Here is a 26434-nt window from a genome sequence, read left to right on the forward strand (position 1 = left end):
AACTATAATAAAAAAGCCGAGTATAAAACTCGGCTTCGGCTATCTTAGTGAAAGCTTATTGTAAGTTAACAATAATAAAAGGCGCTTCGAGATCATTTGCATTAACCACAAAGCGATACTCTCCTTCGGTTTCAATTAACAAGCTCAAGTTATTATTAGAAGCCGCTAAAGGTGTTTCACTCCCTAATATTACTTCTGAGCTATCTCCACCAGCTCCTAAATTGACAGTGCTCCAATCACTGGTAGCAACTTTAAACTCATATGCATCACTTTGTGCACTTAGCTGTTTAGAAAAAGTATATAAACCATCACCTGTGTATGTGAATTGATCGCCTGTCCCCCACAAACTATCTGCCTCATTTAAACTGCCACGTAAATACAACGACACATTTCCAAATGGCCCTATTTTTACCACTGTTAATGTTGGGTTTTCTTTATCTGAAGCATTAAACGAGAACAAATAGTTATCTGCGGTGTCTGCCGTAAAGCTAATATTAGCTCCATTAAAACTAAGTTGTTTTTCTACTCCCAATTGAACAACAGCCTCTTGCTCTGAATTAGCACCAAAATTCACGAGTTCCCAACTCTCTGAAGCAACTTTGAAACCAAAGCTTTCCCCAGCTGTCAGCGCCTTCATAATTTGATACTCGCCACTGCCAACATATTCAAATTGATCAGAGAGCCCCCACTCATTTAAATCACCACGAAGATACACCTCAGTGCTGCCATAAGGGACGATATCTGGCGCACCAACAGTTGCATCAGCACTCAAGCCAGCGCCTTGGCTCTCGCCTTGTGGTTTAACAAACACAGCCATAGTGTAAGCAGGCACAGTGAACGTGCCGTCGGTTTCACTGGCCGTAAAACTCACTTCCGTCATGCTACTATCTACACTGTTTTTAAGAGTTGGGTGTAATTCAAACCCAGTAGCCGTGAGTACCGTGTGTGAAAGTGCTTGCTGCGTCGCATTAATAACAACAACAACAGCATCTACTGCGGTATCTAAATCAACGAGACCTTCACCATCGTCAATGCTCATTACAATCAAACCATGTTGCTGGTTTTTACCAACATTGTGAAAACCTACACGGTCAATAACATCTTGCTCTGTGGTGAGTCTAAATAACGGGCTTGCGCTACGGATAGCTAAGAACTCTTGGAATACATCACCTGCATAGGCAATGTCTTGTGGCATCGCCTGTGCATCTGCATTAGCTGAAATAGGCATTATTTCAGACCATTTTTCTTGGTTCTTCTCTGCGTTAGGTAGACCAATGTTCCAGTTATTATTCTCTTTGGTTAAATCAACAGCATTAAACCAATCACCGGCATTATAACTATCACGATCCATTGACTTAGAACGCAGTAAATCAGCACCCAGTTGCATAAACGGAATGCCTTGGCTCATAAGTGGAATAGACAACGCCATGTTGTGCGCACGCACACGTTGCTCAATACTCATGCTTGATGCATGCTTATATTGCAACTGATCCCACAGTGTTTCGTTATCATGCTTTGATACGTAGTTAATGGTGTCTGCTGGGTCTAAAGCATAAGCCGTCGGCTGCGTATTCCAGCTAAAGCTATTACCTTTTGCCGAATTACCTTTAAAGTCTTTCAGGATATAGTTTTGTAAATTACCCGCCAGTGATAAACGCAGAGTATCTTGGTCTGCTAAATTAGCATCTGTAGGTTCATTTGCAAATAACGCCCCACCGCGCACAGCTTCACGGATGCGGTCATTGAAAGTCCCCACTTCGGAGCCTGCCATATCAGCTTGCTTAGCTTGAATAAACAAGCGGTTATTAGCCACTTCCTCAAAGTTCCAGCCTTCGCCATAAAAGTAGTTATCTGAGTCAACCGCTTGCACCGCTTCGCGCGCTGCTAAAATTGATGATTTAGGCATGTGCCCCATAACATCAAAGCGAAAGCTGTCGTAACCAAAATCACGGGCAAGAATGACCAATGAATCGCTAACAAACTTGTCCATCATCACATGTTCAGTCGCGGTGTTTTCACAACATGTTGAGCGCTCTATCGTGCCTGATACTTCATTGTATCTGTGGTAATAACCAGGCACGAGTTTATCAAACACTGACTTTTCCCAAATGCCTGATGAGGTTGTGTGGTTGTATACCACATCAAGAACCACACGAAGACCGACTTCTTGCAGTGATTGCACCATGGCGCGTGTCTCTTTAACCCGAGCAATGCCCTCGCTGCTTGATGCATACGAGCCTTCAGGAGCAATAAAGTGATGCGGGTCGTAACCCCAGTTAAAGCCGTCTAAATCACGCATCGCGCTGGCAAGTGCTTGAGCATCATCAGAACCCGGGAAGTAGCTTTGCATTAAATCAGCAATGATGCTGTTTTTATCTTCGATTTTACAAGCATCGGCGGTATCGTCTATTCGCTCACATAACTTACCTAGGGTGTCAGTGATTTCAACGCGCTTATCCGCATCTTCCTCAATGGTGCCAATGTCTGTTACAGGGAGTAAATGAAAGTGCGTTAAGCCTTTGTCAGCTAGTTGCTTAAGGTGCTGCATAGGGATGCTTTCAAGCTCAGTAAATGCTAAATATTTACCTCTGTTTGCTTCACTCACTGACTCATCACGTATACTAAAATCACGCACATGACCTTCGTAAATTATTGCATCCTCAGGGTTAGTAATTGTTGGCACAATGCGCTCGTCCCAGCCCTCTGGTTTAGTGTCGTCATCATTTAAATTGATCAACTGCGAATACAGGCCATTACTAGATACATTCAGTGAGTAAGGGTCAGTGCTCCATAAACTTTCAATCGCTTGAGTAGTAGGGTGGTAAACATCTAACGCAAAGCGGTAATAATGACGGTCGTATTTACTATCTAAGCTCACCGACCAAATACCGGTATTGTTGTCTAACATCATGGCGGTGCTATGCACTTGTGCTTTATCGGCGTCAAATACATTAAGCATCATATTGCTAGCGGTTGGTGCCCATACTGAAACATCAATTACATTGTTATTATAATGCACGCCTAACATGGCTTCGTTCGCGTCACTTTCACCTTGCGTGTACAGCGCATCCAACGCTTTGGCGGTTTGCACAAAACTTGCTTCAAGTAGCTTGCCTTCTGCATCGTAGCCCGCTAAAACGAGCTGTTGTTTTATAAGTTGTTTTGCAGTAGCGGCATCCCAATTACCTTGATAGGCAGTCCAATCTGTTAAGTGCGGTACTTTCGCTGCTTGTGCATCGGTTAAACTCGTTGCCATTAATTCAACTGTTTCACCATTTAAGCCAGTATCAACATCAACAACCAAATCGGCAGCAGCTGATGAATGCAGCTTAATAATCTGCGTAAGCTCATTACTTGGCTTATACAGTACAGTATTTAAATCAATCCAGTGAGCTGATGCACCGTCAATTGCAACTGGGCGCTCACCAAGGCTTGCAACTGGGTATTCAAATACAGATGGCTCACCGTCAAAGGTGAAATTCATACGCACAAAACGCTCGTCGTCTTGCATCAGTGGCATGGTTAAATCCGCATCACCATGTGCTTTGCCTGAGCCTTCTGTGCCAATATGAATAATAAAATTAGCACACTCGGTGTAACCGTCTTTTAGTGTCACAATCCAGTAAGCACCATAGTTAGGATCAATACCGTCGTATTCGTGACCATCGGACCACTCTGTAGCATCAAACGGTGGCGCGTAAGCATCACAGCCGTCGGTATTCCATGAGTGTAATCGATAACCTTCGTACCCTTCATTTTCAGGGCGCTTATAAAATAAAATAGCCTCGCCTTCGCCTGCAAATACCACAGGGTCTGGTAAGTCGGGGTTATAGCCACTGGTACAGCTTTCATTATTTGCATCTGGAAATAACGGTACGTCGCAAGAGATAGGCTCTGGGTCAACGCATTGAGTGCCTGCTGAGTTAGGCACTTGTGGTACATCGCAAGTCAACAAGGCTTGACCTGCTTTGACATCGCTACTGCCTGAGCCACCACAGCCAAACAGTAGTGTTAAGCTCACCGCTAATAGCAAATGAGTCAATTTAGTTATTTTATTCATTATTTATGCTCCAATTTGCTATTAGTGGCTATAGGTAAAACCTAAATAAACCTGACGACCAAAGTACTGGGTAGTACCGGTGATATTTTCATTGCCAAAGTAACTTTGGGTTGGTTCATCGGTAAGGTTATTAACCTGCAGCAACATGCCAAATGAGTCAGTAAATTGATAAGAGGTTTGAAAGTCGACCACGGTCTCAGCATCAAAATTGACCACCTGCTCATTGATCGCCACTTGCTCTGAGACAAAGTCTGAGCGGTAACGCACATTAAGGCGGGTTTCAAAATTATCTAAGCTGTAAAATATAGTGCCGTTTAACACGTTTTTAGACAAACCAGGTAAGCCTTGTGTAACCGTTTCACCACCTAAGCTAGTGATCGATTCAACTTCGCTTTCGGTGTATGAGTAGCTCCCGTTAAAACCGAGGCCATCAAACGGCGCGGGCAAAAACGAAAGTACTTGCGTGTAGGCAAGTTCAATACCGCGAATATAACCACCATTGGCGTTATTTACCGCCGTTGTGTAAGTGCCGTTAGTTGTGGCAACTTGCTCGCCGCTGACGGGGTTTTCTATATAGTCTGGAACGTTAAAACCGTTACCTTTAAAGTCAAACCCTTCAATGGCGATGGTATCGATAAACGAATCAATGTTTTTATAAAAACCTGCGATCACTAGCGCACCATCTGACTCATCAAAATAATGCTCATAAGAGATATCGTATTGGTCGGCATAAAATGGTTTTAAGAATGGGTTATTGGTACTTGATCCGTTAATTTTTCCAGTAGTTTCATCAGCTTGTGCACTGGCATCTCCTGCTAGGCGATTAATCGGTGGACGCGACATCACTTTAGCCGCCGCAAAGCGTAATTGCGTGTTATCCGTTAGCTGAAAGTTTAAATTAAGGGATGGCAGATAATCGGTATACGTTGTGCCAAGTACATTAGGTAAATAATTTTGATTTATGATGCCGATGCTGTCGGTAATGTTTTGCGCACCCAGTGCCAAATCACCATTAACGTTTTCTAAAATAGTGGCCGATTGGTCTGTATCTACACGGCGAATACCAATATTACCCAGCACTGGCATAGTGCCAATTTCAGTATTAATATTGAGCATGGCGTAAGCTGAAAGCACTTCCTCGTATACCGAACCACTTTGTAACATAGTCCACGAGTAGTTAGTGGTGTAACCTTGTGGATCTACTACACCATCTGCGTTACCCCAGGTGGTCACCGGTGTAGGCGCACCTTCTGGGAACCACGCATTGAGCGCTTTATCTACATCAATCGCTAAATAGGATGGAAAGTAGCTAAACTTGCCTTCCCAATCAACAACATTTACCATGTCATTGGTTAAACGCAGTGGCGGCTCAGTTGCTGAGAAATCACCGTCATTGCCGTATTCAAACACCGAACGATTGTTGCTGTATTCGCGATCTGAATAACGCGCACCAAATTCCACAGAGCTAAACCAGCTGTTATCCAACTCGTATTTAAAATCAAGGCGATAAGCTTTTACTTCATCTTCATTTTGATAAGGGTAAATACCGTACTTACTGACCATTACCCGGTCGATATCACTAAATGCAGCGGCTTGATTAAAGCCTACATCTGGTAAATTAAGCCCATTAAGTTGGTAGTTTATAGATACGTTTTTATCTAACACCGGCTCTTGCGCTGTAGCATCTTCGGCAACTAGCGCCCACAATAAGCCATTGCGGAAATTACTTTTAGCCCGTGACAACGACACATCAACATTAACGTTTAAGCGCTCTGTCACTTGCCAATCGGCGTTAACACCGTAGCTGTCTACTTCATCAAAATCTTGATTATCATCATTCAGAATTTCAACGCGAGTGTAGCCTTTTGAAGTACGATTAACAGAGGCGCCAACCACTGAATTACCCTCTAGCTGAGCGTTTGTATAAGTGGCCGTTGGGCCGCCTAACTTTACTCGTAAACCACGGGCAAATGACTCAGTATCAAAGCGTGATAAAAACACGTCTCCTTTTAATTTAAAATTATCCACCGGCACCCACTCAATCGCCGCCATATAACCGTTACGGGTTTCTTCACCCCCTAAATGCTGGAGCTCAAAGCCTTCGCTGATATATTCGTTTTCTGGTTTTACTTCAGGGCCATTAGTATCATTAGCAACACCGTCGACATCTTTATGATCGTTATAGGCCTGGCCAATAAATTGTGTTGCTACGCTTGGTTGAAATAACCGTGCATAGCCAAGGGCGACACCTAAAGTATCGTCAAGATACTTACCTTGATAGGAAAAGCTGATGCGATCGCCAAACTCAGTGGCATCGTTCACCTCTGACGCTCGGTCGTTGTACATACCTCTGGCGTTAACCACAAACTTGTGTTGCTGATCATTATTAAGCGGGCTGGCTGTTTGCAGCTCTACCGTACCTGCCACGCCGCCTTCAATTAATGACGCCTTTGGTGATTTATACACCGCAGCTGAGCTGATCAACTCAGACGGGTATTGATCAAACTCAATACTGCGACTGCCGCTAGTTGATACTTGCTCGCGACCATTCAAAGTTGAAAATACAAAGCCACCGGACATACCGCGAATATTGATTTCTGCCGCTTGGCCGCCGGTTCGTACCGCAGAGATCCCCGGCAGTCGTGTCAGCGCATCAGCCATAGATACATCAGGCAAAGCGCCTAAATCATCCGCCGACAACTGCTCTGATACCGTATCGGTAAAGCGCTTTTGATTAAGTGATTGGATTAAACTACGACTAAAGCCACGCACTTCAATGACTTCAAGGTCTTCTTCTAGTTGTGGTTTTTTTACGGTGTTTGGTGCGTCACTTTCAGCCGCAGCCAATGCATTGCAGGTTGCAAACATCGCGAGCATTAACGCACTCAGTTTGAATTTCCCCATGAGTTTCCTACCCTATTGATTTTATAATTGTGTGCTGTTTATTTTTAATTTGTGGATAAAATAAAACCAATAAAGTGTAACCAAAAAGTAAATTAAGTGTGATGAATACGTATGCACCAGCAAGGGCAATAGCTAGCAAGGAAAGGAACTTAGTCATGAAGTGCTGCGATCATGTGGATAACGTAAAATATATCGACCAACTAAAAGGAAAAGTCAGCCACACGTCGTTATTTCACAGGAGCATTAAAAATTACTAAAACAGTTTTTAAGGTAAGCGGTAAGGATTGCTAAAATTGAATAAACTACACCATAAGCACCACTCTTATTGCCAACCCTATAAAAACCACCGCTAATATTTTATCAAGCCAAGGGGATGATTTAGTAAAAGCAAAACGCTTTTTTGAAAGCTCTGTCAAGGCTGCAACAAGCAAATACCAGCCGGTATCAATCAACAACACGGTTAAACACATGATCATACCAACCTGAAAAGTTAAGTTTACAGGGTCAATAAACTGTGAGAACAAGGCTAAAAAGAATACAGCGAGTTTAGGGTTCAAAAATGCGATAGCAAAGCCATCTTGCAAAGCCTGTTGAGCGCTACCACTTTGCTGAGCCACTTGGAGCTCTTCAGCGCTTGGCTTTGCAAGTAGTATTTTAATCCCTAAATAAGCTAAATACGCGGCGCCTAAATACACCAGTACTTGATACACAGTGGGAAATTGCATCATTAATGCGCCGAGGCCAAGTAACGACGCCGCGGCATAAAAACCGACCCCCACACCATGACTCAGCGCCGCCAACATGCCGTTCTTCATACTGCCATGAATACTGTGTTTTAACACCACAGCCAAACTAGGCCCAGGTGACATTGCGCCCATCATACAAATGGCGACTAAACTAAACCACAGTGAGAGGGTCATCTAAATCTCAAATTCATTATTTTCGATCAGTAATACATAACCATAAACTTGGCCGAAAAAACCAGTAATAGTACTCACATTAACTAGTTTCCAACCATCTTGGTTTAACTGATAAATTTTTTCATTAAGGGCCTCAAGGTTAATTCCACCAAAAAAGCGCGCCTTTTTAAATTCTATTATTTTTTGCACTGCAATAACCTTTTAAAGTTGATACTCAAAATCATAAAAGTGCACCCCATCTTCAATGCGAATCGCCATTTTTCCGCTAAGCCCTGTAAGTTCATTATTACCAGAATCTGGCACGACTTCTAAAATTAGACGATCTTGGCCTTTGTCCATAGTGCCAAAATGCTGCAGTACAAAACTGCCCTGTTTGCCTGCAAGTGTACCAACCACTTGTTCAATTGCTACATAACCGGCACTACCTTGAGTTGCGGTCATGGCACTGAGCATTTCGCCGGTGCTGGTCGCCTCAAGCTCCCCAGTAAAGGTTTTATCAATCGACATACGACCTAAATTTACGCCATCAATGCCTTTTGCATAGCCTTCAATGGGGTTGAGTTTAACGTTAAATTCACCGGTTACTTTATGAGTTGCCATGTTAGTCCCTTAGTTGTTATGAAGTTAGTTATTGAAATTATGATTTAAGTAACCATATCTATACCCTATTGCACAAAAAGAATCCAGCATGAGCACCAATAAAGCCGAGCCAAAAGACAAAGCAGCTTTTAGTAGTTTAATTCCGATTTTTCAGTTTATTAAGCCTTATAAATGGGTGGTATTTTCGGCGCTTGTAGCGCTACTTGTAACCGCTGGGGTTAATTTATCACTGGGCCAAGGGGTTAAATTTGTAATCGATCATGGCTTTATTGCAGGCTCCCAAGAACAGTTAAAACAAGCCATCATAGTGCTGATTGGCTTAATTAGCTTACTCGCAGTGGGAACATTCAGTCGCTTTTATTTAATGTCGTGGATTGGTGAACGCGTGAGTAACGATATTCGTAAAGCGGTATTTGATCGCATAGTTACTTTGCATCCAAGCTATTTTGAAGAGAACCGCAGCGGCGAATTAATGTCGCGCTTAACAACCGACACCACTTTATTGCAGTCAATCATTGGCTCGTCATTTTCCATGGCACTGCGCAGCGCACTGATGTTGGTAGGTGGTTTAGCCATGTTGCTATTTACTAATTTAAAGCTCACTTTAGTGGTAGTTGCCTGTGTGCCGCTGGTGTTAGTGCCAATGATGGTATTTGGCCGTAAAGTGCGCAAACTTGCCAGCTCTAGCCAAGATGCCATTGCCGATATCAGCACCTATGCAGGTGAGATCATTCAAAATATTAAAGTAGTGCAAAGTTATAGTCATGAACAACGTGAGCAAGCCGCATTTGCCGCTGAAACCGAAAAAGCCTTTAAGGTTGCGAAAAGCCGTATTAAACAACGTTCATTTTTAATTGCAGCGGTGATATTTTTAACCTTTAGCGCCATTAGTGTGATGCTGTGGGTCGGTGGTAGTGATGTACTGGCAGGGACTATGAGTGGTGGTGAGCTAGGTGCATTTGTGTTTTATGCCATTATGGTAGCAATGTCGGTAGCAACGGTGGCCGAGGTCTATGGCGAGCTGCAACGCGCGGCGGGTGCCGCAGCAAGACTACTTGAATTACTCGCGGTAAAAAGCGAAATAGTTAACCCAGTACAACATCTTGATGACCAGTTACACAACAATACTGATTTAGCCGCCATAGAGCTCAGTAATATTACCTTTAACTACCCGTCCCGCCCTGATGTTAGTGCACTTAAAAATGTATCACTCAGTATTGAGCAAGGGCAAACGGTGGCGATTGTAGGCCCTTCTGGTGCTGGTAAAACCACGTTATTTGAATTACTACAACGTTTTTACGACCCTGCCACTGGCGCTATAAAATTCCATGGCATTGATATAAAAGATCTCTCACTGAATACGCTACGAAACAGCATGGGCATGGTGGCACAAAACCCGATATTGTTTAGCTCTGATGTAATGCATAACATTCGTTATGGCAACCCAGATGCAACCGACGAACAAGTATATTCCGCAGCCAAACACGCCCATGCCGATGAGTTTATTGCGCAACTACCTAATGGTTACGAAAGCTTTTTAGGCGAGCAAGGGGTGCGTTTATCTGGCGGGCAAAAGCAACGTATTGTGCTTGCGCGAGCAATCTTAAAGGATCCTGAAATATTACTGCTTGATGAAGCAACCAGCGCCCTTGATGCACAAAGTGAGCATCATGTGCAAGCCGCGCTGGAACACTTAATGCAAAACAGAACCACCTTGATCATTGCGCATCGTCTGGCAACGGTAAAACATGCAGATATGATTGTGGTAATGGAACACGGAGAAATAATAGCAACAGGGAGCCATCAGCAATTACTGCAAAGCTCCCCGTTGTACCAGCGCTTATGTGAACTACAGTTCAATAAAGACTAGATTTTTATGTGCTTATTGCGTGTTAGGCACTATTTGAATTTCTACACGACGATTTTGTGCACGGCCATTTGCGCTATCGTTTGATGAAATTGGACGTGTTTCACCATAACCTGTAGTGCTAATTCGTTCAGCCATAATTTGCTGATTAACTAAATAGTTTTTAACACTTTGAGCGCGTTGCTGTGAAAGGCTCATATTATAGCTATCTTTACCTGTGCTATCGGTATGACCTTCTACGCTTAAATAAGTTTTTTCGTATTTGTTCATCACTTTAGCAATCGCACTTAGCGTATTGTGAAAGCCCGACGAAATATACGACTGATCGGTTGCAAAGGTAATATTTGACGGCATAACTAAACGTAAGTTATCGCCTTCACGTACCACTTCAACACCAGAACCCGCTAACTCGTCACGAAAAGCGGTTTCTTGTTTGTCCATGTAATCGCCTACTGCAGCACCAGCTAATGCACCAATTGCAGCACCAATAAAGATACGCTTATCTTTATGATTACCAGTAGCCTTACCTAATACACCACCAGCTGCAGCACCAATTGCCGCTCCTTTACCTGTGTTATTCATTTCACAACCGCTAAGTAATACAGCCACTACCGTTACGCTTAAAAGTGATTTAGTTAAAGTCATGCTATGTCCTATCTATTTAGTATTTTGCGCTATTATGCAAACATATGAATGAACAAGCCATGAAGAATCAATTAAAATTAGCATTTTATGCTGTATAACAACAAAAATACTATCGATAGCTGAGTTCATAAATATGTCATACTACTGGATGATAATTTTATAATTTATAACGAGGATTGGGGCGTAATGTTAATTGCTATTTTTAGACAGTTTTTTTTACTTGGCTGCATGAGTTTTGGTGGCCCTGCTGCTCACTTAGGCTATTTTAAGCGCCATTTTGTCGATACCCTAAATTGGCTCACTAACACCCGTTATGCACAGCTTATAAGCTTAAGCCAAGCCTTGCCTGGGCCTGGCTCTAGTCAAGTTAGTTTTGCCATTGGGGTAGAGCGCGCGGGTGTACTTGGTGGCATTGCTGCCTTTATTGGTTTTACCCTACCATCATTTTTAATTATGTTGCTATTGGCTATAAGTGCGCATCAGTTTGATACTGTTTATTTTGCCATTATTGCTGGGTTAAAACTGTTTGCTGTGGTTATTGTCGCCGATGCCACATTAAGTATGGCAAAGAGCTTTTGCACTAGCGCAGCCCTAAAGCTATTAGCCGTACTAAGCACGTTAGCCTTAATACTTTTTCCTCTGCTGGGCACACAAATAGCTATTTTAATTACCGCGGCTGCTGTGGGTGCAATATGGCCATTATTAAAATTAAATCCGGAACCCGCACAGCAAAGTAAGTCAAAAAGTAATATAAATTGGCTCGCTTTAGGGTTATTTACACTGCTGCTAGTGCTCAGTTTCATTCCTTTGACTACTGAATTAGCTTTGTTTGCCCCCTTTTATCAAGCAGGTGCCATGGTGTTTGGTGGTGGCCATGTAGTATTACCTGTATTGCAAGCAAGCGTACCTACACTAAGCAGCGATCAGTTTTTGAGCGCCTATGCAAGCGCGCAAGCTGTGCCTGGACCCATGTTTACCATTGCTACTTACTTAGGTGCACAACTAAGTACCGAACAACCTTTATTTGGCGCTATCGTAGCCACTGTACTTATATTTATGCCCGGGTTTTTACTCATACTTGCGTTTCAAAAAAGTTGGTTAAACTTAGCCAACAAGCCTCGCTTTGCCAGTGTTATTGCCGCACTTAATGCCTCTGTAGTGGGTTTTTTAGCTGCGGCGCTGTATTCACCTATTTGGACATCGGCGGTGCACAATTTTTGGCACATTGCGCTAGTTATTGCAGCATTCGCTTGGCTAAGATTAAAAAAGCCACCTATTTGGTGGCTGTTAATACTCTTTATTACTACGGGGTTGGCTCAGTATTATTGGGCACTTTAATTTTAGGTTTTTCGCTTGTAGGCACGGCTGTGGGTGGGCTAAATTGGCCACTCACACTTTGATACGGACGCAGGCCAAAAATAGGTAACACAGCCAATAAATGATCCATTATTTCGGCTTGTAAATGCTCATACGATATCCAACGTTTATCGCTACTAAAGCAATAAAACTCAATCGGTAAGCCGTGGTTTGTCGGCTGTAACTCACGTACTAGCAAGGTCAGTGAAGTATTGATTTTTTTATGTTGCTTTAGGTAACCTTCGGCATAACGGCGAAACAAACCTAAATTAGACACAGGATCAGGCAGTGAAGACGTACGAATGTAGTCGGCCAAAGGTATAGCCGCTTCTATTTGCTGGCGAAAATCATCTTCAACTAAAAAAATACTATTCATATCAATATTAAGCGAGCGCTTCATGCGCCTCCCGGCAGACTCTTGCATACTACGCCAGTTTTTAAATGAACCTGCTACTAACATGTAAGTAGGAATAGTCGTTACAGTATTATCCCAGTTACGCACTCTTACTGTGTTTAACCCTAAATCAATTACTTCTCCGTCGGCCCCATAATTATCTACCTGGATCCAGTCGCCATACGTAACGAGTCTATTGGCTGCAATTTGAATGCTTGCGACAAACCCCAATATGGTGTCTTTAAATACTAATAAAGTGACGGCGGCAATAGCACCAAAACCCGAGAGAATATAAGTAGGTGATTTTTCTAGCACTATACTAACAATTAAAATAACACTGACAATAAAGGTAATTAATTTAACAACCTGAATTAATCCCTGAATGGGTACTTCGCGGGCAAAATCTAATTGATTATAAATAGCGCCCGCAATACTCACTATGCTACTAAAAATAAAGCCCGCATAAATAATGAGCAGCGCTTGGCCTAAGGTTTTTAAAATTTCCTCTGCAATCTCATTCACCGGGTACACACTATCAAATGTGGCTAGAAACAATGCACAGCAAAGTAAGCAAGCTATGCGCTTATTGAGCTTGTTTAGCATAGGTGCAAGTAAGCCAATGCGTTCAGGTGAGATTTTAGTAACAATTTTTTGGATCGCAGGAAACATTAAGCGACGAGTAAATAAGTACACAAATAATAATGAAAATATACCAATGGCGACGGCAGTAATAGTGCTTAGAAAAAAAGCGTCGGGCACTTTTTCAAACCAAGGCGCTATTAACTTCTGTAAGTGGGTATCGGTCATGGTATTTTTATTTCCTTGCGGGAGTTAGGTTTAAAATTACAGTGCTAGCTAGAGTAAAAAGCGCCATTGCAGCATAACCAATTATAGTAACTACAGCGGGTAATACCCGCTGTAAAATTAACAGAGCCAAGCAAAGTGACATTAAAAAACACTACCTAAGTTAATCTGTATTGACCGTGAATAGCTAAGTGTTTTTAGCGTAACTGTAGGCTCATATTTTTATGCATTTATTTTTGTTCAAGGTTTATTAATGTTTGGTTTTTTTCTTTCCATAACCGATTAAGCTCACTTTGAAAGCGCACTCTAAAGTCGGGATCGTTAGTGTAGTCACCAATTAGCTCGTCACTGACCGGTCTTACTTCAACATGTACGTTTATATTTTTTACTTTACCGCTGGCAAAATCCATAAAGGTCGGAATGCCCTCAGGATAATGAATAGTCACATTAACTACTTTAGTAATTTGCTCTCCCATAGCTTGCATTACAAAGGCAACGCCTCCTGCTTTGGGTTTTAACAAATGTGGAAAAGGGCTGTTTTGGCGAGCGTGCTTTTGCTTCGTATAGCGCGTACCTTCTACAAAATTAACCACACTTACTGGCATTTCTTTAAATTTTTCGCAGGCCTTACGCGTGGTTTCTAAATCTTTACCGCGTAATTTAGGGTTCTTTTTAAGCTGACTTTTACTCGTACGAGTCATGAACGGAAAATCAAGCGCCCACCAGCACAAACCTAATATAGGCACGTAAATAAGCTCTTTTTTCAAAAAGAAATTTAAAAAGGGTATTTTGCGATTTAATACGCGTTGCAATACTAAAATATCAACCCAGCTTTGATGATTAGCTATAACTAAATACCAATCTTTTAGCTTTATATCTTCAAGCCCAGTAACGTTAATTTTAGTTGGCGTAAATAATTTTTGATTTAAGCTGTTAAAGGTAACCCAAATAGTGGCAAATTGTTTGGCGGCCCAACTCATTAACTTTTGTAGCGGCTTAATTGGTATAAGCTTAATAACACCACAAATAAAAATTGGCACAAACCAAATAAGAGTATTTATAAAGTACAACAAAATACTAAATACACTGCGGATAACTGACATTGTTTCTATTCCTTTAAATAGCGCGCAGCAGCTAATTACTGCGCTTTTTATACTTAATTAATAATGGCTGAGGTTAGTCCTCAAAATAGGTATAGCCTTCTAGTCCCGCATTAAGCTCTGCTAAATAGCCTGCTTTACATGGCTCAGACACATCGAGCTTATTAATTTGCTCTGCAAAGTTGTCTGCTAAAATGGCGCTATCATAGTCAACACACTTTAATACATCCTTAACGCTGTCACCTTTAATGGCGTTAGTAAGTACATAACCATCATCGTTTAACTCCACATGCACTGAGTCGGTGTCGCCAAATAGGTTGTGTAAGTCACCTAAAATTTCTTGATAAGCGCCAACCATAAACATTGCAATATGATACTGCTGCCCTTGTGTATATTCAGGTATAGGTAAGCTTGTTTCTATACCTGCACCTTCTACATATTCGCGAATTTGCCCATCAGAATCACACGTTATATCTTGAATAATAGCGCGCTGGGTAAGCGGTTGAGTGAGGTTTTCAATAGGCATTACTGGGAACAATTGGCCAATTCCCCATATATCTGGCAACGATTGAAATAGTGAAAAATTAACAAATAATTTATCAGCTAATTTTTCGTTTAAATCATCGAGTACTTCGCGATGCGCACGCACATTATTGCTCAAAGATGAGCGCACCCGATGTAAAATAGTAAAGTAAAGTTGCTCTATTTTCGCCCACTCTAGCATGCTCACTAAACCGTGTACGTACTGATCGTGTGCTTCGCTAAATAAGTGCATTGCGTCGTGATAAATTTCCAGCGCCATACGCGGGCTTAAACGCTGTAAACATTGCCACATTTCATCTAATACCAGTGTACTGTTTTGCGCAGGCGCCTCTGGGTTTAAGTGATTAGGCGCTTTTTCAACGTCAATTACATCGGTAATTAATACCGCGTGGTGCGCGGTTAACGCACGCCCTGATTCAGTAATAATGGCCGGATGAGTTAATTGATGTTGGTCACACACCTCAGAAAACGCATTTACTACGTTACGGGCATATTCTGCAACGGTATAGTTCATTGAACACGCACTACGTGAACCCGAACCTTCGTAATCAACCCCTAACCCACCGCCTACATCAACGGTATTAAGTGGTACACCTAACTGAGTAAGTTCAGCAAAATGGCGTGCACATTCACGCAAAGCGCGGTGAATATCGCGAATATTGGCTATTTGAGAGCCAATATGAAAATGCACCATTTGCATTAAGTGCAATTTATTATGTTTTTTTAACACTTCAACAGCGCTAAGCACTTGCCCTGCCGTTAAACCAAATTTACCTTTTTCGCCACCGGTGTTTTGCCATTTACCTTTGCCCACTGAGTTTAGGCGAATACGAATACCAATAGCCGGTTCAATGCCTAAATTATCAATTTCTTCCAGTAAGGTGGTTAACTCCGAGAGCTTCTCTACCACTATTTTAACTTTGTGACCCATAGCCTGACCAATACAGGCTAAGCGTAAAAACTCACTGTCTTTATAGCCATTACACACAATAGTAATGGGCTCTTTTGCCACCCCTAAAATAGCCATTAGCTCTGGTTTAGAGCCAGCTTCAAGGCCAACCAGCCCGCTAGGGTGAGCTAAAAGTTTACTCACTACAGAGCGCTGCTGATTTACTTTGATTGGATAAACGCAGGTATATTCGCCTTGATACTCACGATTTGCTCGTGCTTGAGTAAAGGCATTGGTAAGCGTATCTACCCGGTTTTGTAATATATCGGTAAAGCGCACCAATACTGGTAAGGTTAAACCCTGTTGTTTAAATTGTTCGGTTAATTGCGTTAAAGAAATTGCGGCCTTTGCTTGGTCGCCATCTGGGTAGGCCACCAACTCGCCTTGTGCGTTAATATCAAAATAGCCTTCACTCCAATGTGCAACATTATAAGTGGCACGTGCTGTTTCTAAACCCCAAGTCATGGCAACTCTTCTTTAATCAATTAAATACAATGACGCATTTTAATACGTCGCTATCCTCTAGGCTAACAAAAATTGAACTTTCCCTCATTCCTAACTAACTTTATTGGTTAAATCAGTTAAAATGTCATTGAGCAAAACGTCAAGCACTGGCAAAATTGCCCCCTTTTTCATCCTCAACTTAAAAAAGTGTAATAGTAACTATGGCAAATTTAGATCAAAGTAAGTGGTTTACTGAAATTAGCGACCGCGATGGCAGCGCATTTTCATTACGTATTAACAAAAAGTTAGATGAAAAACAGTCTCCTTTTCAAAAAGTAGACATGTTCGAAACCACCGACTTTGGTAATTTAATGATCATCGACGGTTGCACTATGGTAAGTAGCCGCGAAAACTTTTTTTATCATGAGATGATCAGCCACCCTGCACTTTTAGCGCACCCAGCACCTAAAAATGTAGTTATTATTGGCGGCGGCGACTGCGGTACCTTACGCGAAGTGTTAAAGCACCCTGGTGTAGAGAGCGTTACGCAAATAGATATAGACGAAGTAGTAACGCAAATGTCGTTAAAATACTTCCCAGAGCTGTGTGAATCTAACAACGATCCTCGTGCAACAGTTATGTTTGACGACGGCATTAAATACATGCGCGAAGCCGCAAGCGAATCAATCGATGTTGTTATTGTTGATGGCACCGACCCAGTAGGCCCAGGTGAAGGTTTATTTAATCATGCATTTTACACTAGCTGCTTAAACGCCCTTCGCCCAGGTGGCATTTTAGTACAACAAAGCGAATCACCGCTTATGCATATGCCGTTATTAGTTGAAATGCGCGAAGCTATGCTAACGGTAGGTTTTAACGACTTACAAACACTGCCATTCCCGCAACCTATATACCCAAGTGGTTTATGGTCAGTAACTTTAGCGCGTAAATCTGCAGCCTTTAATGGCTTTAGAGAAGATGCAGCAGCCGATATTGCAAAGAACAGCGAATACTACAACAACGGCATTCATCACGGTGCATTAGCTACGCCAAACTTTATGCAACGCGCTTTTGATAAAAAATAATCTCGCAATCTAAGCAATACTAAATTAAGGGCTCAACAGAGCCCTTTTTTATTGCTTAGCGTACAAGCAACCTCACTGCTCACTTTTTATCACCCTGAATACGTATGCAACCTGTCGTATTCACCACCCTCTCGCTTTATGCTTGATAGCCAAACACGTCGCTAACCCAAGGAACTATTATGCGCACATTGGCACTGCTACTCATGGCTTTTTCAAGTATCACGGTTGCTCAAACAGCTACCGTACAATCGCCTGACGGTAATATAAAAATAATCATCTCAGACGAGCAGAGTACACCTAGTTATTCTATTAGTTTTAAAAATAAAACAGTCATTAATAATTCTGCTCTCGGGTTTGAATTTAAACAACATGCACCGTTTAGTAACAGCTTTAAAATAACCAAAGTTCAACAACAAAGTACCAACACTCAGTGGCAACAACCTTGGGGCGAGCGACAAACGGTTGTAGATCAGCATAACGAGGTAACTGTAACCTTTGCTAAGCCACAACCTCAAGGCGGTACTTATAGCGTGCGCTTTAAAGCGTTTGATAGTGGCGTGGGTTTTAGATACGAAGTACCAAAACAAGCAGGCCTTAACAATATTGAAATAACCAAAGAGCTTACCGAGTTTGCTGTTAATAACAGCCACACAGCTACAGCTTGGTGGATCCCTGCCCGCGGCTGGAATCGCTACGAATATGTATATAATACCACCCCATTAAACGATGCCGCATTGGTACATACGCCATTTACCTTTAAAAACCAAGATGGTGTGCATATTAGTATTCATGAAGCCGCCCTTGTTGATTACGCCGCCATGGTACTTAATCAACGCCGCCCTGGGGTTTTTCAAGCCGATTTAACGCCATGGTCGAGCGGTGTTGCCGTTAAAAAACAGGGCGCGTTTAATACCCCATGGCGCACTATTCAAATTGGCGAAAAAGCCGTTGATTTAGTTAACTCAGATATCATTTTAAATCTAAATGAGCCAAATAAACTCGGTGACGTGTCGTGGGTAAAACCTGGTAAATACATAGGTATTTGGTGGGGTATGCATATAAATACACACACTTGGGGCAGCGGCGACAAACACGGCGCTACTACAAAAAATACCAAATACTACATGGACTTTGCCGCCAAATATGGTTTTGATGGCGTATTAGTTGAAGGCTGGAACACAGGCTGGGATGGCGACTGGTTTTTTAATGGTGATGTGTTTAGCTTTACTCAGCCCTACGATGATTTTGATATAGCAGCGCTAACAAAATATTCTAAGCAAACAGGCGTGCAACTCATTGGCCATCACGAAACATCCGGCAACGTCAGTAACTATCGCAAGCAAATGGCAGATGCCTTTGCATTGTATGAAAAATCTAACGTTAGCCAAGTTAAAACCGGTTACGTAGCCGATGGCGGAAACATTAAGCGCATTGACAAAAACGGTATAGCTCGCCATGAGTGGCACGACGGCCAATTTATGGTTAACGAGTACTTACATAACGTTAAGCTAGCTGCTAAACATAAAATAAGTATTAACACCCACGAGCCGATTAAAGATACCGGACTGCGCCGTACTTATCCAAACTGGATCACTCGAGAAGGCGCACGCGGACAAGAGTTTAACGCATGGGGTACTCCTCCTAATCCACCCGAGCACATTGCTATGCTGGCATTTACCCGCATGCTTGCTGGGCCTATGGATTTTACTCCTGGTATTTTCGATTTAAGTTTTAACGGTTTAGGCGCTAATACTAATCGCCCGCAAACTACGCTGGCTAAACAACTAGCATTGTATGTTGTATTGTATAGTCCGATTCAAATGGCGGCCGACCTACCTAAAAATTATTTAGCTAAACCCGATGCATTTCAATTTATTCAAGACGTACCGACCGACTGGCAACAAAGCATTGCCCTTGATGGTGCAGTAGGTGACTTTATTGTATTTGCGCGAAAAGAGCGAAAGCGCGACAAATATACCGGCAACGACTGGTATTTAGGCGCAGTGACTGACGAGCAAGCGCGTACTATTGAGATTAGTTTAGACTTTTTAGATAACGGCAAACAGTTTGAGGCACATATTTATAAAGATGGTAAGAATGCCGAGTGGGAAAATAATCCGTACGATTTAACTATTGAAAAACGCCTTGTTACTGCAAGCGATAAATTAACGCTTAAGCTGGCCACCAGTGGCGGTACGGCTATTCGTTTTAAAGCACTTTAATCGCTTACTGCGTGTTTATAATTTTGGCCAGCACAACTTAATAGCAACCCGCTGCAGTAAAGTGGGTTGGTATTATACTTTAATTGGTAAGTAAATTTGTGCACTTAACCCGCCCTCAGGCCGGTTAGATAATTTAACTTTACCGTTATGTATATCTATAATGCGTTTAATAATAGCCAGCCCTAAACCGCTGCCCTCGCTACCACGTGCTGTATCGCCTTGCTTAAACGGCTCAAATACCGACTCCAGTTCGCCCTCTGGTATACCCGGGCCACTATCGTTTACCGCAATAACAACATACTTTTTATTGCTATTAAAATAGCAGAGCACTTCAATATCACCTTCTGAGTAACGCAGCGCATTTTCAATCATATTGGTTATTACACGCTTAATTGCCACTGCACTAATAGGTATATTGCCAATACTAGGATTACCTTTAAAGGTAATTACTCGCTGGTGTTTAAGCTCAGTGTGCACTACCTCTGCCACTAACGCGTTAATGTCCTCACAGCTTAGCTCTTCACGTTTGTGATGGCGTAAATATTCAATGAACTGGTCGATAATGCCGTTCATGTCTTCAATATCGTAAATAATGCCTTCACGCAAATAGTCATCTTCATCTGCCATCATTTCGGTGGCTAAACGAATGCGGGTTAGTGGAGTGCGTAAATCATGAGACACCCCTGCCATTAACAGCCGACGATCATTTTCAAGCGCAGCAATACCCCGCGACATTTGATTAAATGCCCGTGTTACAGCAATAACTTCACTCGATCCTTGTTCGGCTAACTTAGTACTAAAATCGCCTTTACCTACCTTAACCGCCGCTTGTTGCAATGCTTTTAGCGGCCTATTTAAGTGCCTAGCAAATAACCAGCCACCTAATACACTTAAAAAACCAATACTTGATAAGTAAAAGGTTAAAAACTCGAGGTTATTTTCTTTAAACCCACTAAGCGGCACTTTTACCCAATAACCTAATGCTTGCGGGGCTTCTACCCAGTATATGAGTGGATCGGTTTGGCTAATACGCACCCGCGCAGAACCATTTAGCTGCTCAGACATACTACGCGATAATACCGAATATTCGCGACTTTGCCCCAAACCACTGCGCATTGCTTCATGCTGAGTCATGACTTCAATACCGGTAATTTCAAAAAACTTATCCGATACTTCATTAGTTACTTCAACACCATCTTCCCAGTCAATAAATACGGTTTTAATTTGCTTAGCCAGCATTAAATTAACTTGCTCAATGGTAGGTTTTACTACGTATAAGCTCACCGTTACGTAAGATACTATTTGATTTATTAACAGCAAAGCCGCCACTAAAAAAACGGTTTGCCCAAATGCACTACGCGGAAATAGTCCCATATAAATTACTTTTCACCATCGGGAACAAATACATATCCTAAGCCCCAAACAGTTTGAATATAACGTGGGCTGGCGGCATCTAACTCAATCATGCGGCGAAGTCGCGACACTTGCACATCAATACTGCGCTCCAGTGCGCTGTAATCTCGCCCGCGCGCTAGGTTCATCAATTTATCACGGCTCAGCGGCTCACGTGGATGCAAGACCAGCGCTTTAAGCACTGCAAATTCGCCACTGGTTAAGGAAATTGTTTTTTCGCCTTCGCTCATTTCGCGAGTGGCTAAATTAAGCGAAAATCGCCCAAATTCAATCAAATTTTCTTCTGCAGCAGGTGCGCCCGGCACTTCTTTGGCACGGCGTCGTAAAATAGCTTTTATTCGCGCTAACAGCTCTCGTGGATTAAATGGTTTTGGAATGTAGTCGTCTGCTCCCAATTCAAGGCCAATAATACGGTCAACCTCATCACCTTTAGCGGTAAGCATAACAATTGGAATGTCGTTTTCTTTTTGGCGTAAACGACGACAAATAGACAAACCATCTTCACCCGGCAGCATTAAATCGAGCACCATTAAATGAAAGTTTTCACGTTCGATAAGCCGATCCATTTGCTCTGAATTACCCGCTGTTCTTACAATAAAGCCTTGCTCTACTAAATAGCGCTCCAGTAAGCTGCGTAAACGCATGTCATCATCTACAACCAATACTTTTGTCGTTTCGTGTCCCATTGTGTTTCTTATTTTTATAATCTATTACCCATTAATATAAATGAAAAAACCTGTAAGCAACAATTTATTAGCCGCTTAGATTGTTACTGAACATTTCAAACTCATTTGTGCGCGTGTTTTATTAATAATACACTCGACAAGTTTGGGTTATTTTAATACCTTGCTCTGTATGAGTATTAAAAAAGAACATGGCGTGAAAACAAACTTAATTACCCGCGAAGGCTACTTACAATTACAACAAGAACATACCCATTTATGGAATGTAAAACGCCCTGAAATCACCAAAATAGTAAGCTGGGCGGCCAGCCTAGGAGATAGATCTGAAAATGCAGATTATCAATATAATAAACGGCTTCTACGGCAAATAGACCGCCGTGTGCGCTACTTACGTAAGCGCATACCCGACTTAAAAATTATTGATTATTCGCCTGTGCAAGATGGCAAAGTGTTTTTTGGTGCTTGGGTTGAAATTGAAAATGAGCAAGGCGAGACTAAAAAGTTTAAAATTGTCGGTCCCGATGAAATTTACGAGCGTAAAGACTATATTTCGATTGATTCACCAATGGCGCGAGCGTTGTTAAAAAAACAAGTAGATGACGAGTTTGACGTTATCACCCCTCAAGGCAAAAAACAGTGGTACGTAAATAGCATTAGCTATCAAAAAAATAGTTAAGCTGCTTTGATTCAGATCATATTAACTTTTTATTGTGTAACTTAATGCAATGAGCTATAACTGATTTAACTCAAGTTACACAATTTTAATTTGAGACTCGTTAATTAAGGTCGTATTTATGTCAAACATAGTATCGCGCATATTAAGTAATGCCGTATTGTTTGCACTCTTCATGAGTGTAAGTTTGACTTTGCATGCTAGCCCTAAAAACACCCAACTAGACTCAAGTATAGTTACTCCCCACTTTATTGCTTGTGACACTCCTGATCAAACAAATCCCGACATAGACTTTGATTCTCATGCCTATGTTATTAGCCTTAGGGTACTGCAACCACTCCCTAAAGCACCCTACTCTTATTACCAGAGTACTATTTTAGACAAACCTTTTAGCTGCGCGCATCAGCGAGGCCCACCTAGCTATTTAATTTAATAACTTACTTTTCAAACTATTAAATTTTATAACTAAATAAGGTGACTAATATGTCTAACTTTAAAGAACTTCGTATTCAAGATATTTCTCATGGCGTTATTGCTAACACGTTTGCTGTTGAACAACCGCTTATTGATTTAACCTCTCCTGCTATTAAAATGATTAATAACTTTACGAATAAAATACCAGTGCGTGCATCATTCGATACAACCATTGAGCAAGCGCTAAAACAACTTAGTGTGCAACCTTCAAACTTTATTTTAGTCACCGACGAGCAGCATAAGCTAATAGGCATTGTTTCGAGTGCAGACTTACAAAGCTCAAAAACAATGATAATAGCCCAGCGTATAGGCTTGCCGCGCAGCGAAGTTAACTTACACCACTTAATGACCCCGTTAACTAATTTACTCGGTGTAAGCATGCAAAGCTTAAGCTACGCATGTATTGGCGATGCACTACAAACAATGGAGCACCGTGGCGCTATGTTTTTATTAGTGACTACTGCTAATAATGAAATATGTGGCTTAATTTCAGCTCGCGAAATTGCCAAAACACTGCAAATACCTGTGCACATAACCCCTATTGCTAACTCATTTAGTGAAGTACTAGAGAGCGTAGATCACCCCCATTAAAGCGCTTTACAACAATTAAAGTTATCGCTTTGATTGTTACATCTTAAAGCAAGCAAAATAGCTTGCTTTAAGACCTTTTTATTACCCCCCCCTGTGATATTATTCAAGCAATTGACCCGCCAGTTAAGTTAATTTAACTGGTCTTATTTTTGTTTTATAAGGTTTTTGCATGAGCGATATCTCTGCACGTTTAGCCAGTGAGTTAAACGCACAACAGCAACAAGTTGTTGCAGCAACAAAGTTACTTGATGAAGGCGCAACGGTTCCTTTTATTGCCCGTTACAGAAAAGAAGTAACCGGCGGACTAGACGACACGCAACTGCGGTTGTTAGAGCAAAGGTTGTCGTATTTACGAGAGCTTGAAGAGCGCCGTAGCTTTATTTTATCAACTATAGAGTCACAAAAAAAACTAACTGCAGCGCTAAGCGCCGATATTAATGCTGCACAAAGTAAAACTGAGCTTGAAGATTTATACCTGCCTTATAAAGCAAAGCGTCGTACCAAAGGGCAAATAGCAATAGAGGCGGGATTAGAGCCGCTTGCCAATGCACTATTTAATGATGCCAACCTAGATCCAGAGCAGCAAGCTGAGCAGTTTGTAAGTGCCGATAAAGGCATAGCAGATACAAAATCAGCCCTTGAAGGTGCTAAGTTTATTTTAATGGAGCGTTTTGCCGAAGACGCCAAGTTACTCGCGAAGTTCAGAAGCTACATTAGTCAAAATGGGGTTATTGAAAGCAGCTTAATTAAAGGCCAAGAACAAGCTGGCGCTAAATATCGTGACTACTTTGAGCATCAAGAGGCTCTTAAAAAAGTACCTTCGCACCGTGCGCTTGCTATGCTTAGAGCCCGTAATGAAGGCATTTTACAGCTTAATATTAATCCTGAACCAAGCTCAGAAAATTCAGCGCAACTTTGTGCTCAAATGATAGCTGATCATTATCGCTTAGATATTAAAAACCAAGCAGCTAGCAGCTGGCTATTAACTGTGGTGCAGTGGACGTGGAAAATTAAACTAGGCTTACACTTAGAAAATGAATTTTTAGCGGCTATGCGCGAAAAAGCCGAAACCGGTGCAATTGATGTATTTGCTAAAAACTTAAAAGACCTACTCATGGCCGCACCAGCTGGCCCGCGTACTACTCTAGGGCTCGATCCTGGTCTACGTACCGGTTGTAAAATTGCGATTGTAGATAGCACTGGCAAACTTTTAACCACACAAACTATTTTCCCACATGCGCCACAAAATCACTGGGAAAAATCTGTACGCACCTTAGAACTACTTTGTCGTCAACATAAGGTTGAGCTTATTGCGATTGGTAATGGCACCGCGTCTCGCGAGTCTGATAAGTTAATTGCTGAACTAATGAAAGCTAATGCCGAGCTTAAACTTAATAAAATTATGGTTAGCGAAGCGGGTGCATCGGTCTATTCTGCCTCAGAACTTGCTGCTAATGAATTTCCTAATTTAGACGTTTCTCTAAGAGGCGCGGTTTCTATTGCCCGTCGTTTACAAGACCCTCTAGCTGAGCTGGTTAAAATTGAGCCTAAAGCCATAGGTGTAGGTCAATATCAGCACGATGTATCGCAAAGCCAATTAGGGCAAAGCCTGATCTCAGTAGTAGAAGACTGTGTAAACTCTGTAGGCGTAGATTTAAATATGGCCTCGGTGCCATTACTAACCCGCGTTTCTGGTTTAAACAAAACCTTAGCGCAAAATATTGTTAACTACCGCGATGCTAATGGTTCGTTTGCAAAACGCAGTGAGCTTAAAAAAGTAGAGCGTTTAGGGCCAAAAGCGTTTGAACAAGCCGCAGGGTTTTTACGTATTAACAACGGCAGCGATCCGCTAGATAACTCATCTGTTCACCCTGAGGCTTACCCTGTTGTTAAGCGTATTTGTGAGCACAATAGCATTGATGTAAATAGCTTAATGGGTAACAGCGACTTTTTAAATAAGTTAGCCGCTAACGACTACATTGACGATAAATTTGGTTTACCTACCGTTACCGATATTATTAGCGAGCTTGATAAGCCAGGGCGCGATCCTCGCCCTGAGTTTAAAACTGCTGAATTTAAAGCCGGCGTAGAAAAAATAAGCGATCTAAAACCAGGAATGATTTTAGAAGGTGTTGTATCTAACGTTGCTAATTTTGGTGCTTTTGTTGATGTAGGTGTACATCAAGATGGTTTAGTACATATTTCATCAATTACTAATAAGTTTATCTCTGATCCGCGTGAAGTTGTTAAAGCCGGTGACATTGTAAAAGTTAAAGTAGTTGAAGTTGATGCCGCACGTAAACGCATTAGCTTTACCATGCGCCTAGATGACGACATTGATACCAGTAATAAGCCAGCAGCTCCTGCTGCGCAAAAGCCACGCACTAACAACAACTCACAGCCAAGAGCTGCTAAGCCAAAGCGTGATAATGGTAATGCGCTAATGGGCAATGCGTTTGCTGATGCATTTGCTAACGCTAAACTGAAAAAGTAATACTTATATAGCTCCGAATAAATCTAGCTAAAAATAAAAAACCGCGTTAGCGGTTTTTTTATTTGGGTATTTTGATAAAAGCTTTAAGCTCAGTATTGCTTAAGCTACATAACTAACCTGATCTCCGGATAATAAACCTATCTCAAGCAGTTATTTTCAGCGCTAACTGCGTTGAATTTACTTGCAATAGGCCAGCTATTGACGCGTAAACTC

19 protein-coding genes are annotated in these 26434 nt (G+C 41.9%); 8 read left to right on the plus strand and 11 right to left on the minus strand.

Annotation, left to right across the window (positions count from 1 at the left end; all coding sequences use genetic code 11):
• Positions 1-55: 55 nt before the first annotated feature.
• The 5 genes from PNIG_RS15610 to PNIG_RS15630 all read right to left on the minus strand — a co-directional run bounded on the left by PNIG_RS15610 (position 56) and on the right by PNIG_RS15630 (position 8484).
• Complete coding sequence (locus PNIG_RS15610; protein ID WP_089368846.1) at positions 56-4060, minus strand: alpha-1,6-glucosidase domain-containing protein; 4005 nt, start codon at positions 4058-4060, stop codon at positions 56-58.
• A 21-nt stretch (positions 4061-4081) separates the two neighbouring features.
• Positions 4082-6964, minus strand: a complete 2883-nt coding sequence (locus PNIG_RS15615) for a TonB-dependent receptor (protein ID WP_089368847.1) — start codon at positions 6962-6964, stop codon at positions 4082-4084.
• Positions 6965-7266: 302 nt separating this feature from the next.
• Positions 7267-7884, minus strand: coding sequence for a LysE family translocator (locus PNIG_RS15620; RefSeq protein WP_089368848.1), 618 nt, complete (start codon positions 7882-7884; stop codon positions 7267-7269).
• Positions 7885-8073, minus strand: a complete 189-nt coding sequence (locus PNIG_RS15625) for a hypothetical protein (RefSeq protein ID WP_076922740.1) — start codon at positions 8071-8073, stop codon at positions 7885-7887.
• Between the two features lie 12 nt (positions 8074-8085).
• Entirely contained in the window at positions 8086-8484 is a 399-nt protein-coding gene (locus tag PNIG_RS15630; RefSeq protein ID WP_089368849.1) for a DUF3224 domain-containing protein, read from the minus strand.
• Positions 8485-8572: 88 nt separating this feature from the next.
• On the opposite strand from PNIG_RS15630, the gene PNIG_RS15635 reads away from it, so the two are divergent.
• Complete coding sequence (locus PNIG_RS15635; protein ID WP_089368850.1) at positions 8573-10354, plus strand: ABC transporter transmembrane domain-containing protein; 1782 nt, start codon at positions 8573-8575, stop codon at positions 10352-10354.
• A 12-nt stretch (positions 10355-10366) separates the two neighbouring features.
• Here the strand turns inward: PNIG_RS15635 and PNIG_RS15640 are convergent, their stop codons facing one another.
• On the minus strand, positions 10367-10996 hold the full coding sequence (locus PNIG_RS15640) for a YiaD family glycine zipper/OmpA-like lipoprotein (protein WP_011329470.1): 630 nt from the start codon (positions 10994-10996) through the stop codon (positions 10367-10369).
• A gap of 186 nt (positions 10997-11182) precedes the next feature.
• On the opposite strand from PNIG_RS15640, the gene chrA reads away from it, so the two are divergent.
• Positions 11183-12334, plus strand: a complete 1152-nt coding sequence (gene chrA / locus PNIG_RS15645; protein WP_089368851.1) for a chromate efflux transporter — start codon at positions 11183-11185, stop codon at positions 12332-12334.
• Here chrA and PNIG_RS15650 read toward each other — a convergent pair.
• From PNIG_RS15650 to speA, 3 genes are all read right to left on the minus strand, one after another.
• The gene (locus PNIG_RS15650; RefSeq protein WP_011329472.1) at positions 12300-13553 is read right to left on the minus strand and encodes a mechanosensitive ion channel family protein; all 1254 of its coding nucleotides are present in this window, start codon (positions 13551-13553) and stop codon (positions 12300-12302) included. The two genes, chrA and PNIG_RS15650, sit on opposite strands and share 35 nt — an antisense overlap.
• Before the next feature lie 227 nt (positions 13554-13780).
• Positions 13781-14653: an acyltransferase gene (locus PNIG_RS15655; protein WP_011329473.1), complete on the minus strand. Its 873-nt coding sequence runs from the start codon at positions 14651-14653 to the stop codon at positions 13781-13783.
• A 73-nt stretch (positions 14654-14726) separates the two neighbouring features.
• Positions 14727-16607 carry a biosynthetic arginine decarboxylase gene (speA, locus tag PNIG_RS15660; RefSeq protein WP_011329474.1) on the minus strand — a complete coding sequence of 627 codons (1881 nt, stop codon included), beginning with the start codon at positions 16605-16607 and terminating at the stop codon, positions 14727-14729.
• Between the two features lie 200 nt (positions 16608-16807).
• Here speA and speE point away from each other — a divergent pair, with 200 nt between their 5' ends.
• Complete coding sequence (speE, locus tag PNIG_RS15665; RefSeq protein WP_089368852.1) at positions 16808-17671, plus strand: polyamine aminopropyltransferase; 864 nt, start codon at positions 16808-16810, stop codon at positions 17669-17671.
• A gap of 179 nt (positions 17672-17850) precedes the next feature.
• On the plus strand, positions 17851-19893 hold the full coding sequence (locus tag PNIG_RS15670; RefSeq protein ID WP_089368853.1) for a glycoside hydrolase family 97 protein: 2043 nt from the start codon (positions 17851-17853) through the stop codon (positions 19891-19893).
• Between the two features lie 72 nt (positions 19894-19965).
• Here the strand turns inward: PNIG_RS15670 and envZ are convergent, their stop codons facing one another.
• Both envZ and ompR read right to left on the minus strand, forming a co-directional pair.
• On the minus strand, positions 19966-21267 hold the full coding sequence (gene envZ, locus PNIG_RS15675) for a two-component system sensor histidine kinase EnvZ (RefSeq protein ID WP_089368854.1): 1302 nt from the start codon (positions 21265-21267) through the stop codon (positions 19966-19968).
• Positions 21268-21272: 5 nt separating this feature from the next.
• Positions 21273-21992 carry an osmolarity response regulator transcription factor OmpR gene (ompR, locus tag PNIG_RS15680; RefSeq protein ID WP_089368855.1) on the minus strand — a complete coding sequence of 240 codons (720 nt, stop codon included), beginning with the start codon at positions 21990-21992 and terminating at the stop codon, positions 21273-21275.
• Positions 21993-22185: 193 nt separating this feature from the next.
• Between ompR and greB the strand changes: the two genes are divergently transcribed.
• The 4 genes from greB (at position 22186) to PNIG_RS15700 (ending at position 26221) form a co-directional block, all read left to right on the plus strand.
• Positions 22186-22665 (plus strand): transcription elongation factor GreB, encoded by a 480-nt coding sequence (gene greB / locus PNIG_RS15685; protein WP_011329479.1) that lies wholly within the window; start codon positions 22186-22188, stop codon positions 22663-22665.
• A gap of 118 nt (positions 22666-22783) precedes the next feature.
• A complete protein-coding gene (locus PNIG_RS15690; RefSeq protein ID WP_011329480.1) occupies positions 22784-23095 on the plus strand; it encodes a hypothetical protein in 312 nt (103 codons plus the stop codon).
• Between the two features lie 50 nt (positions 23096-23145).
• Positions 23146-23727, plus strand: a complete 582-nt coding sequence (locus PNIG_RS15695; RefSeq protein WP_086998923.1) for a CBS domain-containing protein — start codon at positions 23146-23148, stop codon at positions 23725-23727.
• Positions 23728-23896: 169 nt separating this feature from the next.
• Positions 23897-26221, plus strand: a complete 2325-nt coding sequence (locus PNIG_RS15700) for a Tex family protein (protein ID WP_089368856.1) — start codon at positions 23897-23899, stop codon at positions 26219-26221.
• Positions 26222-26434 lie beyond the last annotated feature (213 nt).

It is taken from the genome of Pseudoalteromonas nigrifaciens (genome assembly GCF_002221505.1).
GTDB classification, from domain to species: domain Bacteria; phylum Pseudomonadota; class Gammaproteobacteria; order Enterobacterales; family Alteromonadaceae; genus Pseudoalteromonas; species Pseudoalteromonas nigrifaciens.